This window comes from Pantoea sp. AG1095 (assembly GCF_003208415.1).
Taxonomy (GTDB): Bacteria; Pseudomonadota; Gammaproteobacteria; order Enterobacterales; family Enterobacteriaceae; genus Pantoea; species Pantoea leporis.
Genome location: NZ_QKMJ01000006.1, coordinates 211,325 through 227,685, shown reverse-complemented (window position 1 = coordinate 227,685; position 16,361 = coordinate 211,325). Strand labels below are relative to the sequence as shown.

At 55.9% G+C, this 16,361-nt stretch carries 14 protein-coding genes; 5 read left to right on the top strand and 9 right to left on the bottom strand.

Annotated features, from left to right (window positions below; translation table 11 throughout):
• Nucleotides 1–249: 249 nt before the first annotated feature.
• On the top strand, nt 250–642 hold the full coding sequence (locus tag DEU53_RS14650; RefSeq protein ID WP_007893894.1) for a DUF3461 family protein: 393 nt from the start codon (nt 250–252) through the stop codon (nt 640–642).
• A gap of 42 nt (nt 643–684) precedes the next feature.
• On the opposite strand, the gene DEU53_RS14645 is transcribed toward DEU53_RS14650, so the two are convergent.
• From DEU53_RS14645 to dgt, 4 genes are all read right to left on the bottom strand, one after another.
• Nucleotides 685–1,911 (bottom strand): alginate lyase family protein, encoded by a 1,227-nt coding sequence (locus DEU53_RS14645; protein WP_110867568.1) that lies wholly within the window; start codon nt 1,909–1,911, stop codon nt 685–687.
• Nucleotides 1,911–3,068, bottom strand: coding sequence for a CdaR family transcriptional regulator (locus DEU53_RS14640; RefSeq protein WP_110867567.1), 1,158 nt, complete (start codon nt 3,066–3,068; stop codon nt 1,911–1,913). Before DEU53_RS14640 ends, DEU53_RS14645 begins: the two co-directional genes overlap by 1 nt.
• A gap of 184 nt (nt 3,069–3,252) precedes the next feature.
• A complete protein-coding gene (degP, locus tag DEU53_RS14635; RefSeq protein ID WP_101762052.1) occupies nt 3,253–4,695 on the bottom strand; it encodes a serine endoprotease DegP in 1,443 nt (480 codons plus the stop codon).
• 136 nt (nt 4,696–4,831) lie between these two features.
• Nucleotides 4,832–6,325 carry a dGTPase gene (gene dgt, locus DEU53_RS14630; RefSeq protein WP_110867566.1) on the bottom strand — a complete coding sequence of 498 codons (1,494 nt, stop codon included), beginning with the start codon at nt 6,323–6,325 and terminating at the stop codon, nt 4,832–4,834.
• A gap of 97 nt (nt 6,326–6,422) precedes the next feature.
• Here dgt and mtnN point away from each other — a divergent pair, with 97 nt between their 5' ends.
• From mtnN to DEU53_RS14615, 3 genes are all read left to right on the top strand, one after another.
• On the top strand, nt 6,423–7,121 hold the full coding sequence (gene mtnN, locus DEU53_RS14625) for a 5'-methylthioadenosine/S-adenosylhomocysteine nucleosidase (RefSeq protein WP_110867565.1): 699 nt from the start codon (nt 6,423–6,425) through the stop codon (nt 7,119–7,121).
• Complete coding sequence (btuF, locus tag DEU53_RS14620; RefSeq protein WP_110867564.1) at nt 7,114–7,917, top strand: vitamin B12 ABC transporter substrate-binding protein BtuF; 804 nt, start codon at nt 7,114–7,116, stop codon at nt 7,915–7,917. Before mtnN ends, btuF begins: the two co-directional genes overlap by 8 nt.
• 114 nt (nt 7,918–8,031) lie before the next feature.
• Nucleotides 8,032–8,283, top strand: coding sequence for a hypothetical protein (locus DEU53_RS14615; protein WP_101762055.1), 252 nt, complete (start codon nt 8,032–8,034; stop codon nt 8,281–8,283).
• Between the two features lie 35 nt (nt 8,284–8,318).
• Here the strand turns inward: DEU53_RS14615 and erpA are convergent, their stop codons facing one another.
• Entirely contained in the window at nt 8,319–8,666 is a 348-nt protein-coding gene (erpA, locus tag DEU53_RS14610) for an iron-sulfur cluster insertion protein ErpA (RefSeq protein WP_007893884.1), read from the bottom strand.
• Nucleotides 8,667–8,865: 199 nt separating this feature from the next.
• On the opposite strand from erpA, the gene hemL reads away from it, so the two are divergent.
• Nucleotides 8,866–10,146, top strand: coding sequence for a glutamate-1-semialdehyde 2,1-aminomutase (gene hemL / locus DEU53_RS14605; RefSeq protein ID WP_110867563.1), 1,281 nt, complete (start codon nt 8,866–8,868; stop codon nt 10,144–10,146).
• Nucleotides 10,147–10,205: 59 nt separating this feature from the next.
• Here hemL and fhuB read toward each other — a convergent pair whose 3' ends face one another.
• Genes fhuB through fhuA form a run of 4 tightly spaced genes read right to left on the bottom strand, consistent with a single transcriptional unit; the run spans nt 10,206 to nt 16,117 of the window.
• Nucleotides 10,206–12,182 carry a Fe(3+)-hydroxamate ABC transporter permease FhuB gene (fhuB, locus tag DEU53_RS14600; protein ID WP_110867562.1) on the bottom strand — a complete coding sequence of 659 codons (1,977 nt, stop codon included), beginning with the start codon at nt 12,180–12,182 and terminating at the stop codon, nt 10,206–10,208.
• Nucleotides 12,182–13,060, bottom strand: coding sequence for a Fe(3+)-hydroxamate ABC transporter substrate-binding protein FhuD (gene fhuD, locus DEU53_RS14595; protein WP_110867561.1), 879 nt, complete (start codon nt 13,058–13,060; stop codon nt 12,182–12,184). Before fhuD ends, fhuB begins: the two co-directional genes overlap by 1 nt.
• A 9-nt stretch (nt 13,061–13,069) precedes the next feature.
• A complete protein-coding gene (gene fhuC / locus DEU53_RS14590) occupies nt 13,070–13,864 on the bottom strand; it encodes a Fe3+-hydroxamate ABC transporter ATP-binding protein FhuC (RefSeq protein WP_007888799.1) in 795 nt (264 codons plus the stop codon).
• A 54-nt stretch (nt 13,865–13,918) separates the two neighbouring features.
• Complete coding sequence (fhuA, locus tag DEU53_RS14585; protein WP_110867560.1) at nt 13,919–16,117, bottom strand: ferrichrome porin FhuA; 2,199 nt, start codon at nt 16,115–16,117, stop codon at nt 13,919–13,921.
• Nucleotides 16,118–16,361 lie beyond the last annotated feature (244 nt).

Below are 16,361 nucleotides of genomic sequence, written 5' to 3'. Positions count from 1 at the left end.
CCGTAATTATTTGTTTACACTCCCGCCAGAATTACCTGTTTCGCGCCGCGAATTAACACGTGCGTTTATTTTTCAAACAGTTCATAATCCGCGCCAAGTTAACTCCGGTCGCGCACTGTTCATCCCGGTTTTTGTGTCTACAGTTGATTAAGTATGCCGTAAGCGTTCCGGTTGCCGCGTTTCTGCTGCATCCCGAATGATGATGATAGTCCTGCGCGCTCACCCACTCTTAGATGGAATATAAACGCTATGTACGACAACCTGAAAAGCTTAGGTATCAGCAACCCTGACGACATCGACCGTTACAGCCTGCGTCAGGAAGCTAACAACGACATTCTTAAAATCTACTTCCGCAAAGACAAAGGTGAATTCTTTGCTAAAAGCGTGAAATTCAAATATCCACGTCAGCGCAAAACCGTTGTCGCCGATCACACCAGCCAGGGTTACAAAGAAGTGCAGGAAATCAGCCCGAACCTGCGTTATGTGATCGATGAGCTGGACCAGATTTGCCAGCGCGACCAGGTTGAAGTGGATCTGAAGCGCAAAATTCTGGCAGATCTGCGCCATCTGGAAAGCGTGGTTTCGAACAAGATCGCTGAAATCGAATCAGACCTTGATCAGCTGACCCGCAACAACCGTTAATTTCGCGCTTTAAATAACAGGCCAGCCGATGCTGGCCTTTTTTTATGGCTGCTGATAAGGAAGCGAAAGCAGCCAGGTATCACGCTGTGCCTGCCTCACCGCCCCACTCTTTTGATCTTTCCATTGCGTCTGCATGATCCACTGTTGATAACGCGGCTGCTGCAGGCTGTTATCGGCCATTGAAAGCAGCGGAATGATGCGCTGGCTCACGCGATCACGATTTTTCCACGGCCAGAGTTTAGTGGCATCGCTGTACGGCGCCATCATGTCGAGCGCAGCCAGCAACGATCCGCCCGGCTGCTGGCTATGCCATAAATCGCCTAACCCTGCTTTACCGGCTAGCTGCGCCAATGCGCTAAGCGCCTGCAGATTGAAGTAGCTGTAATGGAAGGATCGCGTGCGCGCTAACTCTGCTGGCTGGCTGCCATCGGCACGAATTTGCAGCGCAATTTTATTGCGCGCCAACTCTACCATCGCTGTGACTGTCTCACGATCGCCCAGATACCACGCGATTCCCGCCACCTGCGTGCAATACCAACTGCCATGATTATTCATCGCCGCCGCTTCTTGCAGTGCTAGCGGATTGTGCCGCAGCCAGTGCAGATACTCGCTAAACCACTGCTGCATCGCTTGCTGATCGGCAGGCTGCCAACCGGGCGCATTGCGTAGCAAAGTCAGCGCATCCACCACGCGCGTGGCAAAGTAGCGCCCATCGAGCACGCCATCATGGCGGCCCGCGGATCGGCCCGGAATGCCTTGAGCAAAGTTAAGATTAGGGTGCATACGGCTGGTGGGATTGATAAACCAGTGACGCATCATCGCCAGCGCTTTGTCGGCATAACGTTGATTGCCAGTGAAGTACCACGCCAGCGTCAGGGCCTGAAAATCGGCGGTAAAGCGCGCCAGCCGCACGCCATCACTTTGATCATTCTTACTGGCAGGATTCACTTCGCCATCACGACGCTGCCACGGCAGGCCGTCGGCGCTGCTGGCATCCGGCCACCAATAGGCGCTCAGGCTTAAATAATCCTGCTTCGAGCCGCTCGGCGGCATCATACCTTTATCGGTGACGCTGGGATTGGGGTGTTGTAGCGCGTTATCCGCTTGCTGTTTAAGCTGATGCCAGGCGTCGAGCGTTGGCGGCGCGGCCTGATGATGTGCCAGCTGCTGCTTAACTTTCTGCAGATCGTTTAACGAGAGAAAGGCCGGATCGTTAGCCACACTTAGCGCGCTATACAGCCACAGCAGCGCAATCCACAGGTTTCTCATTAACTTTGCTCATCCAGTTGAAGAGCCACGTACAGCAGCAAGCGATCGTCAAAATTGCCCAGATCGAGCCCGGTAAGCTCGGAAATACGGTTGAGGCGATACTCCAGCGTGTTGCGATGAATGAATAGAGCGCGTGCCGTGGCGCTGGGTTGCACGTTGTGGCTGAACCACGCCACCAGCGTGCGTCGCAGCAAGCCATTGTTGTCCATGCTTTTCAGCTTTGCCAGCGGGCGTGCCAGTTCGTTGGCCTGCCAGCCGCCGCGTAAACTGTCGAGCAGCACCGGCAGCACCAGATCCTGATAAAAATAGCTGCGCTGTTCCGGCATGCGCTGTTTGCCCACCATCATGGTGGTACGCGCGGTGCGGTACGAACGTGCGATGCTGCCGGGACCGGTAAAGTAGTTGCCGAGCGCGATGCGCATTCGCACCTGGCCGCTCTCCTTCATGCGTTGCAGCAGTTGATCCACGCGACGACGATGATCGTCCTGATCGTAGCGGCCATGTACATTCAGTGCCGGTTTCAGCACCACCATTTCGGTGAGTGAAACAATCGCAATCAGGTTGTCGCGCTCTGGCGTGGTCAGCAGCGTTTGCAGCTGTTGCAGCTCGGACATGGCGCTATCAACGCCGAGCTGGCCGCTGTCCACTTCCACCACCGCCACCACGCGCGGTTGATTGAGATCGATGCCGAGCCGCTGCGCCCATTCGCTGAGCGCTGGCGATAAGGTTTCGCTGCGCACCAGATTCAGCACCAGCTCTTCTCGCAAGCGGCTATCTTGCGCCAGCATGTGTAGCAAACGCGCCTGTTCCAGCATCATTTCGGCGGTCATACACACCAATTCGCCGTAGTGACGCAGCGTTGCCGGTTGGCCGGTCAAACCGATCACGCCGACGATATCGCCATCAATACGCAGCGGCAAATTGATGCCAGGACGCACGCCGTGCAGATGTTTTGCCACCGCTTCGTCGATGTCTACCACGCGCCCTTGTGACAGCACCAAAAGCGCGCCTTCGTGCAATTCGCCAATGCGTTCACGATCGCCACTGCCGATGATGCGACCACGCGCATCCATCACGTTGACATTGCTGTCAATAATTTGCATGGTGCGGGCAACAATATCCTGAGCCAGTCGCGCATCGAGATGATAGGTGGCCATCAAACACTCCGGAGATAAGGACGAACAGACAGAATACGCATCCGTTACGGCGCTGACATTGTGCAACTGCACATAGCCAGCGGGATTATGCGGGATTTGCGGTAAGCGTCACATTCAGTACCGGACATTTGCACAGACACAAAAAAGGCGAGCCAAAGCTCGCCTGTTATCAACAACCTGAAACTTACTGCATCAGCAGATACAGGCTGCTGTCACCGCGCTGTACGTTCAGTGCCAGCACCGAAGGTTTGGTGTCGAGCACTTTACGCAGCTCGCCAAGATTAGCCACGGCTTGCTGGTTGACACCCAGAATCACGTCACCTTTCTTCAAGCCAATACGCGCCGCTGCGCTGCCAGGCTTGACGCTATCGACGCGCACGCCTTTCTGGCCGTTGGTATCAATATTGCTGAGATCGGCACCTTCAATACCGGTGTAAATGGTGGCGGACTGCACTTTATCCTGCGAGCTCTGCTGCAGTTCAACGGTGACGTTCACCGGTTTGCCTTCGCGCAGCAGACCCAGCTGCAGCTTGGTACCGACCGGCAGCGAGCCGACTTCGGCACGCAGCGCTGCAAAGCTGGTCAGCGCTTTACCGTTCATCGACACCACCACGTCACCCGCTTTCACGCCGGCTTTCGCCGCAGCAGAGTTCGGCAATACCTGGCTAACAAAGGCGCCACGCTGCGCATCGACTTTCATCGCTTTCGCCAGCTCTGAGTTCAGCTCGGTGCCCATAATGCCCAGCTCGCCGCGTTTCACCTGACCGTACTCCACCATCTGCGCGGTAAGGTTTTTCACCATTGAGCTAGGGATCGCAAAGCCGATACCGATGTTGCCGCCGTCCGGCGCCAGAATCGCGGTGTTAATCCCGATCAGCTCGCCGTTAAGGTTTACCAATGCGCCACCGGAGTTACCACGGTTAATCGCCGCATCGGTCTGAATGAAGTTTTCGTAATTTTCAACGTTCAGGCCGCTGCGGCCCAGCGCCGAAACAATCCCCGAAGTCACCGTTTCGCCAAGGCCGTACGGATTACCAATCGCCACGGTGTAATCACCGACGCGCAGGTTGTCGGAGTCGGCAATCTTAATTGCGGTGAGGTTTTTCGCATCCTGCAGCTGAATCAGCGCGATATCTGATTGTGGATCTTTACCGATCACTTTGGCGTCGTAACGACGTCCATCGCTGAGCTGCACCTGGATTTTGGTCGCGTTATCCACCACGTGGTTGTTGGTCACCACATAGCCTTTATCCGCGTTAATTACCACACCGGAACCCAGCGCACGGAACTGCTGTTTCTGCGCGTTAGCACCGCCATCCGCGCCGCCGTCACCACCGCCGTTTTGACACATGGGTGAGCTTTGGAACGGTGAACCGTCCTGGCAGAACGGAGAATTATCACCAAAGAATTGCTGGAACTGCTGCGGCATACGCGGCGTTTTAACCGTCGTCGAGCCTTCCACACTGATACTCACCACGGAAGGCATGACTTTTTCCAGCATGGGTGCCAGGCTTGGCAACTGCTGGCTGGAAGAAGAAGCGGTCTCTGCGGCAAATACACTCACAGGGCTCAACGTCGCCGCGCCGAAACTCAGCGCCAACGCCAGCATAATTGTGTTTTTTTTCATTTATCTGTGTCTCTCTAAGAATTACGGCCAGACCATTGCTGTGGTCGTGATGATGAGATTAAGTTTTTAGCGCGAAGTTCCTAATAAAGTTTTAGGTAAAGGTAAAAAATTGTTCTTCATCTTTACAATTGTGCGCTTATTCAACCGCCATTAAACGACGATATTCATCCCAGGCATAATTGTCCGTCATCCCACTAATGTAGTCCTGAATCAGACGCGCACGATAATAACGTTCCCACAACAAGCGCTGATATTTATGCTCAACAATTAATGAGCGCATGTGTTGTTGATAGGCCTTTCGATGTTTGCCGGAAAGCTTATGAAACAAGCGGGTTTCAATCGGATGCTTTGCCAGAAAATCCTCGTTCATCAAGGTGGTAAATTGCTCGTAATCCAGCAACAGCAGTGACTGATATATTTCGAGCAAACCTTTAATTACCCGATAACCCTGCAATTCCAGTTGTTCAACTTCCGGATGATTAAACACCTGCTGACGCGCAACCGTTTTAAATAGTTTTAGCAAGCGACCTTCTTCACCATCATCTTCCAGTAAAGCGTGATTAAAATCACCTTCGAAAATAGCCGGTAAGTTGTCGATGAAACGCTTAACCGCATGGCTAACCAGCACGTTTTGCACGTTAACCCGCAATGACATAAAGAATTGATCGCTGATACTGCGGCGTTTTTTCTGATTAGCCTCTTTCCAGGCATCACCGATAGTACGGCTGAAAACATCGCCGTTTTTTACCGCGCCCCAGGCATCCAATAAATGCTTATACAACGTTTCAACATGGAAGATGTCTTTTTCTACGGCGTCATCCAAATCGGCAATGCAATAAGAGATATCGTCGGCGGCTTCCATTATCCAGGTAAGCGGGAAACGATGGTGCTGTTTAATATTGGTCGCTTCACGCAACTCAGCCACATATTCTCGCTCAGATAAATAGAAGCCCGGCTTTTTCATTAACACGCTAAATTCAGCCGGTTTATCGCCTTGCCACCATGCGGGCGCGGTATATTTCAAAATACAGGCGACTTGCGCATAGCTGAGATTGAGTTGCAGCAGCGTATGCACCAGGCGAATCGCCTGCGCGTTACCCTCGAAATGGCATAAATCTTGACGAATCATTGCATTCAACTGGTCAAAAGCGGTGCGCTCAGCCTCATCGGCAACGCCCGCCACCAGCGGATCGACCAGCTCGGCAGGCAGATTTTCGTCGAACCAGTCATTGATCGCCGCCTCGCCAAAATGACCAAACGGCGGATTGCCGACATCGTGCAGTAAACAGGCCATCTCAATCAGGCTTTCGAAGGCACCTTCAAACTCATCCAGCCCATAATTCGCCAGCCCGCCGCCCTGGGTTTTCAGCGCTTGCAGAATCTCTTTGGTGATATATCGCCCGGTTTGCTGCACTTCCAGCGAGTGCGTTAGACGCGAACGCACCGCCGCATTGCGCTCGAGCGGGAATACCTGGGTTTTCTGTTGCAGGCGACGAATGGCGGCGGAGTTAATAATACGTCCGCGATCGCTTTCAAAGTGGCGGGTAATAAAGTATTCCCCTTCGGGATCTTTGCGGCTGGTATAAGGGCGGGTGAAACTGATCTTCTTCCTGAAATTGATCGTCGCCATAATTACCCCTTATTTTTTCGTGAATTCTTCCTCAATCAGCCATGTTAGACTATGCCTCACTTTTGCGGGTTACATCCATTAAATTAGCGAGATTCTTATGAAAGTAGGCTTTATTGGCGCGATGGAGCAGGAAGTTACACTGCTGCGTGACAAAATCGAAAACCGCCAGACACTGACGCTGGCCGGCTGCGAAATTTACACCGGTACGCTGAATGGTGTTGAGGTGGCGCTGCTGAAATCAGGCATCGGCAAAGTGGCTGCCGCGCTCGGCACCACCTTGCTGCTTCAGCTGTGCAAGCCGGATGTGGTAATCAACACCGGTTCTGCCGGCGGATTGGCGCCAACGCTGAAAGTGGGCGATATCGTGGTGTCGGATGAAGTGCGCTATCACGATGCCGACGTCACCGCCTTCGGTTACGAGCCAGGCCAGATGGCCAGCTGCCCCGCCGCTTTCGTGGCGGATGACAAACTGATTGCCGCCGCTGAAATGGTTATCAAGCAGCTCGACCTCAACGCGGTACGTGGTTTGGTAGTGAGCGGCGATGCGTTTATCAACGGCGCTGCACCACTGGAACGCATCCGCACCACCTTCCCGCAGGCGATTGCGGTGGAGATGGAAGCGACCGCAATTGGTCACGTTTGCCATCAGTTCAAGGTGCCATTTGTGGTGGTGCGCGCCATTTCTGACGTCGCCGATCAGGAATCACACCTCAGCTTCGACGAGTTCCTCAGTGTTGCGGCAAAACAATCTTCTTTGATGGTAGAAAACCTGCTGGTTCAGCTGGCGCGTGGCTAAAAACCTGCTGCTTGGGCTGTTGCTGCTGTGCAACAGCCTGTTCGCTGCCGCGCCGCGCGTCATCACTCTTTCGCCGCATCTGACGGAACTGGCCTTCGCCGCAGGCATTACGCCGCTCGCCGTCAGCGCCTTCTCCGATTATCCCGCGCAGGCCAACGCGCTGGAACAGGTGGCGAACTGGCAAGGCATTAAAGTGGAACGCATTCTGCAACTGAAGCCGGATGTGGTGCTGGCGTGGCGCGGCGGTAATCCACAGCGGCAAATTGAACAGCTGCAGCGTTTCGGGGTCAAGGTTGAGTGGATCGATCCGCAAACCATTGACCAAATGATCGATGCGCTGGCGGCGTTACAGCGCTGGAGTCCGCAGCCGCAGCAAGCCATCGATGCGGCGCAGGCATTACGCGCGCAGGAAGCGGCGCTGCGCAAGCAGTATCAGCAAAGTACGCCGCTGCCGCTGTTTTTGCAGTTTGGTCAGCAGCCGCTGTTTACGGCTTCGCGTAACACCATGCAAAATCAGGTCATTGAGCTGTGCGGCGGCAGGAATATTTTTGCCGATAGCAGCGTTAGCTGGCCGCAGGTGAGCCGCGAACAGGTGCTGATGCGCCATCCGCAGGCGATTGTGATCGGGGGTGATGCCGCTCGGGCCGCCAGCATCGCGCAATATTGGCAGCCGCAATTGGATGTGCCGGTGATCGCCATCAATGACGACTGGCTGAGCCGTCCGGGGCCTCGCATGCTGCTGGCAGCGAAACAGCTGTGTGCAGATTTACATCCGACAAAAAAAAGCACTAATTAAGATTAAAGATTCGGCATAAATTGTCGTAAATCATAATACAAGGCACAGCGGCCACGTATGCTCTGTGCCCATTTTTAGCGCTAAGCGCAATTTTGTCTTCACCAGGAACTATTTATGACCAGAGCACTGCTGCTGGCCATAGGGCTCGTGATCGCTGCACCTCTGAGTGCGGCCACGTCAACCGGCTCTATTGCCGCTACCTTAACATTATTCTCGCGTTGCGATATCTCACGCCAGAGTGAACACTCTCTGCCCAAAGTGGATTGTGGACGTCACTTCAGCGCGCAGCCGCGCATTACCGAACGAGTATTAAAACGCGATGCTAAACGCCGCGAATCTGCGCGTTTAGTGACTATTGAGTGGTAGGAATCTGGCTACCAGAACGGCAGCCAGAAGCAGCATTAGATGCTGAAGGAAGAACCACAACCGCAGGTGGTTTTGGCATTCGGGTTGGTCACGATAAAACGTGAACCTTCCAGGCCTTCGGTGTAATCCACGGAACCGCCCACCAGATATTGCAGGCTCATCGGATCCACCACCAGCGCCACGCCTTGTTTCTCGATGGTCATGTCACCGTCATTCATTTGATCGTCAAACGTGAAGCCGTACTGGAAACCGCTGCAACCGCCGCCGGTAATGTAAACGCGCAATTTCAGCTCGGGATTTTCTTCATCAGAAATCAGGTTTTTCACTTTTTTTGCTGCTGCATCAGTAAATTGCAAAGGCAGCGCTGCTAAGTCGTCACTCATCTTTTACTCCGGGTAAACGTCGAGGTCAGAAAACGACCTTAATCTCGCTATTATCTGCCAGCCGTCCAGTGCAATCAAGTGTCACGCTTGACACTGCGTGCCGCCGCATGCGCAGGAAAGTATATACCCTAAACTTTAGCGCAAGCCGTTATTCCCGTAGAATGGCGCCAGATTTTTCCCGAACAGCAGGAGCAGAACAATGAGTAAGTCAGAAAACCTGTATGCCGCAGCGCAACGCCTGATCCCCGGCGGTGTGAACTCCCCGGTACGTGCATTTACCGGTGTGGGCGGTGTGCCGCTGTTCATCGAACGCGCTGACGGTGCGTATCTGTATGACGCTGACGGCAAAGGCTATATCGATTATGTCGGTTCGTGGGGCCCGATGGTGCTGGGTCATAACAACGCCAACATCCGTAACGCAGTGATTGAAGCGGCTGCGCGCGGTCTGAGCTTCGGCGCGCCAACCGAGATGGAAGTGAAAATGGCTGAGCTGGTGTGCGAGCTGGTGCCCAGCATGGACATGGTGCGCATGGTTAACTCCGGCACCGAAGCCACCATGAGCGCCATTCGCCTGGCGCGCGGCTTCACCCATCGCGACAAAATCATCAAATTCGAAGGTTGCTATCACGGCCACGCCGACTGCCTGCTGGTGAAAGCCGGCTCCGGCGCGCTGACGCTCGGCCAGCCAAACTCGCCGGGCGTACCGGCCGATTTTGCTAAGCACACGCTGACCTGCACCTATAACGATCTCAGCACCGTGCGTGCGGCTTTCGAGCAGTATCCTGAGGATATTGCCTGCATCATCGTTGAGCCGGTAGCGGGCAACATGAACTGCATTCCACCGCAGCCAGACTTCCTGCCAGGCCTGCGTGCGCTGTGTGACGAATTCGGTGCGCTGCTGATTATCGACGAAGTGATGACCGGCTTCCGTGTTGCATTAGGCGGTGCTCAGGCCTATTACGACGTGACGCCAGACCTGACCTGTCTCGGTAAAATCATCGGCGGCGGCATGCCGGTCGGTGCCTTTGGTGGTCGTCGTGATGTGATGGATGCGCTGGCACCAACCGGTCCGGTTTATCAGGCCGGCACCTTGTCCGGTAACCCGATTGCCATGGCGGCGGGCTTCGCGTGTCTGTCGCAAATTGCGCAGCCAGGCACCCACAGCACGTTGACCGATCTGACCACGCAGTTAGCACAAGGCCTGCTGGCCGCAGCGAAAGCCGAAAATATTCCGCTGGTGATCAACCACGTGGGCGGTATGTTCGGGATTTTCTTCACTGATGCCGATGAAGTGACCTGCTATCAGGACGTCACTCAGTGTGACGTTGAGCGCTTTAAGCGTTTCTTCCACCTGATGCTGGAAGAAGGCGTTTACCTTGCGCCATCTGCTTTTGAAGCGGGCTTTATGTCGCTGGCGCACAGTAATGAAGATATTCAACGCACCATCGATGCGGCACGCCGCAGCTTCGCGAAACTTTAAAACCGTCTGAATGGCGCACTCTACCGTCGTTGTGGAGTCGCCATTCAGGGTTACCCTGATTACGCCCGCCGCAACAGCCAGATAAAATACGGCGCACCAAAGAAGGTCGCCATCAACCCGGCTGGAATTTGATCCGGAAACGCCAGCATCCTGCCGCACCAGTCGGCGAAAATCATCAAGCCGCCGCCCAACAAACCGGCCATCAACACCTGTGGTAACGCACGGCGGAACCCGAGCATGCGCACAATATGCGGCGCCATCAGCCCGATAAAGCTCAGCGGCCCAATAGTTAACGTGGCCGTGGCAGTTAATGCCGCCGCCAGCAGCAGCAGGCTGAGGCGCGAGGTAGTGAGCGCCATGCCCGCTGAACGCGCGGTAGCGCTGCCGAGTGGTAACAACGTTAACCAGCGACTTGCCAGCGGCGCCAGCGCCATCAGCACCACACCCACCACCGCGCTTTGCACGGCCTGCTGCATATTGATGTTGTAGGTTGAACCGGAAATCCAGCTCAGCAAGCCCGCCATGCGCGGATCGCCGCTGGCCAGCAGCACCATCAAAAGCGTGACAAACGCGCTGTTAAGCGCCATGCCCGCCAGCAACATGCGTTCTGGCGAAAAGCCGCCGCGACTCGCCACCAGCATAATAATCATCAGCGTCAATGCCGCACCCAGCGCACCGGCAGGCAACAGCCACGCCACCGCATCGCCCGGCACGAAGAACATCATCACCACCACGCCGCACGCCGCACCCGAGCTAATGCCCAACACTTCCGGGCTCGCCATCGGATTACCGGTAAGCCGCTGAATCAGCGCACCCGCCACGCCGAGCATCATGCCCACAATCAGCGCGGCCAATACGCGCGGTGCGCGCCACGGCAGCAGCTGCTGCAGCATATCGCCGCCCACCCACGCAAAGCCGTGCGCATCGCGGCCAAAGGTAATACCAACCCAACTCAATACGCCCAGAATCAGCAATCCGATCAAACACCAGCGTAAGACCTTCTGCCGCTCAGCCGGCACGCTATCGCCCTGATTTAGCGCCGGCGGCACCGATCCGGTACGCAGGCGCGGCAGCAACCAAAGCAGAATCGGCACGCCGATAAGCGCGGTCGCCGTGCCGGTAGACACTTCACGCCAGTGGCTGGTCAGCCATAGCACGCACTGATCGGCCAACCACAGCAGCAGCGCACCGATCAGCGGCGCCAACATCATCCGGCTGATCAGGCGACGCCCGCCGAGCATCTTCGCCAGCAGCGGCGCGAAAAGGCCGATAAAGCCGATGATACCTGCAACATTGACCAGTTGCGCGCTAAGTAAAATTGCCAGCGCCAGCGCAGCAATACGTGCCGCCGACAGCGCCAGACCGAGGTTTTTCGCTACGCCATCGTCGAGCCCCATCAGCGTCAGCGGACGCAGCAGCGCCAGCGCCACCACAAACGCCAGCAGCAGACGCGGCCACAGCTGCGCCACATTGTGTCCATCCAGCTGGTTGAGCGCGCCGGTGCTCCACAAGAACATGTTCTGCAGCTGATCGTGATTGAAGATCGCGAAGATTTGATTCACCGAACCGGCGTATAAACTCAGCACCAGCCCAGCCAGAATCAGTGTCACCGGCGACAGACGTTTGCCCCAGGCCACGCCGAATACCAAAATACCGACAATTACCGCGCCGCCCATCGCCGCAAACTGCTGCGTGAACTCGCCGCCCGGCAAATGCCATAACGTCGCGACGGTAATTCCCAGCTGAGCGCCCGACGACACGCCAAGCGTGGTGGGTTCCGCCAGCGGATTGCGCAGCACCTGCTGAAACAGCAAACCGGCCAAGCCAAGGCCCGCGCCAACCAGCAGCGACAGCGCCAGTCGCGACAGCAAACTGTGATGAAACACCACTTGCTGGATGTTGTTGACGTCAGGCGCAAAAAACGCCTGCGACCATTGATCGATCGGCAGCGCCTGGCGCAGATTGATCACGGTTAAGGCCAGCGCCAGCAGAAACACCGTACTCAATAGCGCGACGGGAAAAAGACGATTGCGCATCAGTGCGACTCCAGCGCGTGTTCCAGCACGCGGACAAATTTCAGCGCCGAAGAGGTCGCGCCGTAATACCATACCGCCGGCACGCGCTGGAAACGCTGCGCGCGCACAAACGGCAGCGCCTGCCACAGCGCGGTGGCCATCACCTGCTGCATATCGCGATCGTTATCGTGATCGAAGCAGATCACCTGCACATCACCCACTTCCGCCAGCCGCTCCAGCCCAACGACTGCACTGCCCCAGAAGTTGGTTTCGCCCTGCCAGGCATTGCTCAAGCCAAGGATCTCCATCACCTCAAGGAACAAACTGTTTTTACCGAAGGTAATCGCGTGGCGGCTGTCCATCAGCGACATCAGCAGCACCGGACGATCGGCCCACGGCCTGAGGCGTTCACGCGCCGCCGCCAGCTGTTCATCCACATACTGCAGATGCTGCACGGCCTGCGCTTCACGGCCAAGACGTGCGCCGAGCGCCTGCAATGAGTGACGCGCGGTGCTGAGCGGTTTGCCGTCGCCGCTGTTGAGGTCAAAACCCATGGTTGGCGCGATGCGCCGCAGCTTATCCAGCGCCGGACCATAACCATTGGAGTGCAGGATGAGTGAAGGTTCGAGCTGCGTCATCAGCTCCAGATTGGGCTCGGTGCGTAAGCCAAGATCGATAACGCTGGACGGCAGCTGCGGATCGCCGACCCAAATGTTGTAGTTGTGCATGTCGGCCACCCCGAGTGGCGTCACGCCGAGCGCCATCAGCAGCTCCACCGGCAGCCACTCCAGCGCCAGAATGCGCTGCGCATCCGGTACGGCGGCACGCAGCGGCAACGCAGACATCAACGGGGAAAGCGCCAGCGCCGTCAGCAGGCGGCGGCGAGAAATGTCGAACATGGCGAGGCCTTAATAAACGAAACTGACGGGCGCGCCGCCCAGCGGATGCGGCAAAATGCCCATCGGAATACCGTAAATGTTGCCCAGCACATCGGCCTGCATGATCACCTCGGGGCCTCCTTCGGCAATCACTTCGCCACCGCGCAATGCCACCAGACGATCGCAATAGCGCGCCGCCATGTTGAGATCGTGCAGCACCGCAATCACCGTTAGCCCACGTTCGCGGCTGAGACGCTGAATCAGCGCCAGCACATCAACCTGATGGGCGATATCCAGCGCCGAGGTCGGTTCATCCAGCAACAGGCAGCGACTGTTCTGCGCCACCAGCATCGCCAGCCAGGCACGCTGGCGCTCGCCGCCAGAAAGGCTATCCACCAGACGCCCGGCAAAAGGCTTTAATCCCACCAGCGTAATCGCCTCTTCCACCCGATCGCGATCTTCCTGACCATAGCGGCCCAGCGCGCCGTGCCACGGATAGCGGCCAATCGCCACCAGCTCGCGCACCGTCATGCCTTCCGCCGCGGGCAGTTGCTGCGGCAGATACGCCACCTGACGCGCAAAATCTTTGCTGCCCCAGTTATCTACCGCGTCCTCATTCAGCAACACGCGCCCTTCACTCGCCGCATGGTGACGACCGAGCATTTTCAGCAGCGTGGATTTGCCAGAACCATTGTGACCAATCAGCGCGGTGACTTTGCCCGGTGCAAAGGTAAGAGACAGCGGATGCAGCAGCGTGCGGCCTGGCACACGAAAACTGACGTTATCCAGCCTGAAGGTGGTTTCTGCGTGGTGCGGATGCTGCATGATAATCCCTGGTTAATCTGTAGGTCGCCATTGATGGCGACCTACGTAACACGATTAGAAACGGAAAGTCGCAGTACCGACAATCTGACGCTCAGCGCCCCAGTAGCAGGCGTAGTCGCGGTAGCAGCTGGCGACATATTCACGATCGAACAGATTATTGACGTTAACGCCGATGGTGGAACCCGGCATGCCAAAGCGTGCGAGGTCGTATTTCAGCGCGGCATCAACGGTGGTGTAACCGGCTACGTCGAAGTTTTGGTTCACATCGTCGCCGCTGGCGTACAACCCTTTGCTCTCACCCACATAACGCACACCCGCACCCACCGTCACGCCCGACAGCGCCGTTTCATGGAAGGTGTAATCACTCCACAGCGATGCCATATGCTTCGGCACCTGCACCGGTGTTTTGCCTTTCAGGTTAGTGTCTTCGGTGTATTCCGCATCAGTGTAGGTATAAGACGCGGTCATATTGATGTTGGCATTCAGCGCGGCTTTGGCTTCCAGCTCCACGCCACGCGAGCGGATTTCACCACTCTGAATGCTGGCATTTGGGTGGTTAAGGGTATCCGGATCGGCCGTCAGGTTTTTGGTTTTGGTCAGCTGATACACCGCCGCCGTCAACACCACCGGACGATCTTTAGGAACGTATTTCACACCGGCTTCATACTGCTTCGCGCGGGAAGGATCAAAGGCTTGACCATCATAAGTTGAACCTGAGTTCGGAATGAAGGCTTCGCTGTAGCTGAAGTAAGGTGCGATACCGTTATCAAACACATAGTTCAGCCCGCCACGCCAGGTGAAAGCCTGATCGTTCTGGCGATCAACGCTATTGGCTACGCGATCATAGACCGAGTTCATCGCGTAATCATAACGACCGCCGAGGGTTAACACCCAGCGGTTCCACTCCATCTGATCCTGCGCGTATAAACCGGTTTGGCGCTGCTTATTGAGGTGCTGATAAGGATTAGGGAACGGCGTCACGCTGTCGTCGCCATATTGTGGATTAACGGCATTCAGCGGTGATGCGGTACCAAATTGCGCATCAATATCATTACGCGTGCGCTGGAAATCGACACCCAGCAACAGTGTGTGATCAATTTGACTGGTGGTGAATTTGGCCTGCGCCTGGTTATCGACTGCAAACTGGTTGAGCTTTTCATCAGAAACCGCTGAACCGCGGGTGATTTGCTGTGTTGCGGCATTAAAACCATTGCCATAAATGCTGCGATAATCCGTTCTCAGATCCGCATAGCGCAAATTCTGCCGCACCGTCCAGGTGTCGTTGAAACTGTGCTCGAAGTTGTAGCCCACCATCCTGGTGTTGCGCGAAATCTTGTTGCTGTCTTCGCCTTCATCAAAGTTAGTTGGCAGCTTGTAACTACTGCCGTCAGGACGCGTGATGCCCACCACGGTGCCCTGACGCGGCAACCAGCCGTAATAGCCGGTTTCCGGTTCGTTCTGGAAGTAGGTCAGCAAATCGAAACGCGTATTCTCATCCGGACGCCAGCTGAATGATGGCGCAATGGTGTAGCGCTTCTCTTTGTTCATATCCTGCTGCGCATCGGCGCTGCGCGCGAGACCGGTCAGGCGATAGCTGTAAACGCCGTCATCATCCAGCGAGCCGCCGAAATCGAAACCCGTGGAGAACTGATTGTTTGTGCCCATCTGGAACTGCACTTCACGCAGCGTCTCCTGCGTCGGACGCTTACTCACCAGCGACACCACGCCGCCCGGATTGCTCTTGCCGTACAGCACCGAAACCGGACCGCGCAACAGTTCGGCGCGTTCAAGGAAATAGGGATCGATAGCAAACTCAGAGTAGTTATCACCCTGCAGTTTCAGGCCATCAAGATATTGGTTGGTGTTGGTTTCGCTGAAGCCGCGAATAGAGAGCGCATCGATAACATTGGAGCTACCGCGGTTACCGGTCAACACGCCTGGCGTGTAGTTGAAAGCCCCTTTCACGCTGGTGACGTTTTTCATCGCCATCTCTTCCTGCGTGACTACCGAGATTGACTGCGGGTTCTTCTCGATCGGCGTATCGGTTTTGGTGCCGGTGGCGCTGCGTTTGGCCGCAATGGTTGGCGACGGGCCCCACGCTTTCTCTTGCTCGACTCCGCTGCCGCCATCAGCGCTAACCACCACGGTATCTTCTGCCAACGCCTGCACGCTGAACGTACCCATAGTCAGTGAAATAAACCAAGCCAGCGAACGCGGGCGTAAGAAACAAGGATTAGTGTTTCGCGTATTCATAAGTGAGGTCTCTCGAAAAAAGTCGATGCAGGCGAATACAAACGAGAATGATTATTATGACGCACGGATTTTAGGCGAAATAGCGTCATATTCGCAACGATTAATGCCTGTAAGCGCGGCGTTTACAGCCAGATCGCGCATATTCATGATCGCAAATAATAAATCAGCAATAAAAGGAGCGGAGGCCGGCAATCGGGAAATTGCATTGCCGCACAGAGGAAGTTTATTTCATCCCGACGGAGCG